Below are 2,357 nucleotides of genomic sequence, written 5' to 3' on the forward strand. Positions count from 1 at the left end.
GCAGCTTCACGCCATGACCGGCCTCTACGAGGCGGGTGACGGCGTGGATCTCGGCGGGCCCGTCGAGTTCCGCTCGGGGCTCGAGGTCGGCTACCAGGCTGGCCGGCGGTGCCGGCCCGGTGCCCCAAGGGAGCCATGCGCCATGACAAAGCATCGCCTCTACCTCTACGACACCACCCTGCGCGACGGGCAGCAAACGCAGGGCGTGCAGTTCTCTACCGCCGACAAGCAGGCCATCGCCGAGGTGCTCGACGAATTGGGTCTCGACTACATCGAGGGCGGCTGGCCCGGCGCCAATCCCACCGACAACGATTTCTTCGCTGCCGCGCCGCAGACCCGCGCGACCCTGACGGCCTTTGGCATGACCAAGCGCGCGGGGCGTTCGGCGGCCAATGACGATGTCCTTGCCGCGGTCATGAACGCGAAGACGCCCGCCGTCTGCATCGTCGGCAAGACCCATGATTTCCACGTGGAAAAGGCCCTCGGCATCACGCTGGAGGAAAATCGCGACAATATCCACGACAGCATCGCCCATATCGCCGCCCAGGGGCGCGAGGCGCTGTTCGACGCGGAACATTTCTTCGACGGCTGGAAGGCCAACCCGGCCTATGCGCTGGATGCCTGCGTGGCCGCCTACAAGGCCGGGGCGCGCTGGGTGGTACTCTGCGATACCAATGGCGGGACACTGCCCGCCGAGGTCGCCGAGGCCACGGCGGCGGTGATCGCGGCGGGGGTGCCGGGCAGCCATGTCGGCATCCACACCCACAACGATACCGAGAGCGCGGTGGCCAATACGCTGGCCGCGGTGGACGCGGGCGCGCGCCAGATCCAGGGCACGCTCAACGGGCTGGGCGAGCGCTGCGGCAATGCCAACCTGACCACGCTGATCCCGACGCTGATGCTCAAGGCGCCCTATGCCGACCGCTTCGAGACGGGCGTGACCGCGCAGGCGCTGACCGGCCTGTCCCGGGCCTCGCGGCTGCTTAACGACATCCTCAACCGCGTGCCGATGAAGCAGGCGGCCTATGTCGGCAGCTCGGCCTTCGCGCACAAGGCCGGGCTGCATGCCAGCGCCATCGCCAAGGACCCCACCACCTACGAACACATCGACCCCGCCCTGGTGGGCAACACCCGCATCATCCCGATGTCGAACCAGGCCGGGCAGTCGAACCTGCGCGAACGCCTGACCGGCGCCGGGATCGAGGTGGAGAAGGGCGATCCGGCGCTGGCCCGCATCCTCGACCGGATCAAGGCGCAGGAATCGGCCGGCTTTGCCTATGACACGGCGCAGGCGAGTTTCGAACTGCTGGCCCGCGACGAACTGGGAACGCTGCCCGATTTCTTTGACGTGGAACGCTACCGGGTGATCTCCGAGCGCCGCCGCAATGCCCGCGGCGAGATCGTGGTGGAATCCGAGGCCGTGGTGACGGTCAGCATCCGCGGCGCGTCGCGCACCAGTTATTTCAAGAACGAACATGCGCAGGACATGTCCGACGAGGGGCCGGTCAACGCGCTCTGGCAGGCGCTCAAGTCCGATCTCGGCCCCTACCAGGCGATGATCGACGACATGAAGCTGGTCGACTTCAAGGTGCGCATCACCAATGGCGGGACCGAGGCGGTGACACGCGTCATCATCGACTACCAGGACGGCACCGGGCAGCGCTGGGCCACGGTGGGCGTCAGCGCCAATATCGTCGATGCGGCTTTTGACGCGCTGCTCGAGGGGATCATCTGGAAGCTCATGCGCGACGCGGCGGTGGCATGACCAAATGTCCAGAAATTCGGTGGCGGGCCCAAAATTCTGGAATTTTGGGGCGGGCATGAGTTTCGAGGCCTGCGCGCAGATCGTCGAGAAGGGCGACCCGGACCGGTTTCTCGCCACCATGGCCGCGCCACCTGCGGCGCGTGGGGTGCTGTTCCCGCTCTATGCCTTCAACATCGAGGTCAGCCGCGCGCCCTGGGTGACCGAAGAGCCGATGATCGCCGAGATGCGCCTGCAATGGTGGCGCGACGCGCTGGAAGAGATCGCCGCGGGCGGCCCGGTGCGCAGCCACGAGGTAACGCAGCAACTGGCCGCGGTGCTGGATGCGCAGGCCGCAAAGGCGCTGGATCGGACGGTCGCCGTCCGACGCTGGGACATCTACAAGGACCCCTTCGAGGATGCGGCGCATTTCGCGGACTATCTCGACGCCACGGCGGCAGAGCTGATGTGGCAGGCCGTGCGGCTGCTGGGCGGCGGGGCCGGCATCCAGGCGGAGGTGCGCGCGCTGGGTCATGGCGCGGGACTGGTGCGGTTCCTGCAGGCGGTGCCGGAGCTTGAGGCGCGCGGACGCGTTCCGCTGGTCGATGGCCGGGCC

At 67.8% G+C, this 2,357-nt stretch carries 2 protein-coding genes; both read left to right on the forward strand.

Annotation, left to right across the window (positions count from 1 at the left end; all coding sequences use genetic code 11):
• Positions 1 to 142: 142 nt before the first annotated feature.
• Positions 143 to 1,765, forward strand: a complete 1,623-nt coding sequence (gene cimA, locus ACH107_RS32065) for a citramalate synthase (protein WP_412509672.1) — start codon at positions 143 to 145, stop codon at positions 1,763 to 1,765.
• Between the two features lie 55 nt (positions 1,766 to 1,820).
• On the forward strand, positions 1,821 to 2,357 hold a 537-nt coding region (locus tag ACH107_RS32070; protein WP_412509671.1), incomplete at its 3' end, for a squalene/phytoene synthase family protein.

Source organism: Roseovarius halophilus (ex Wu et al. 2025), assembly GCF_047086965.1.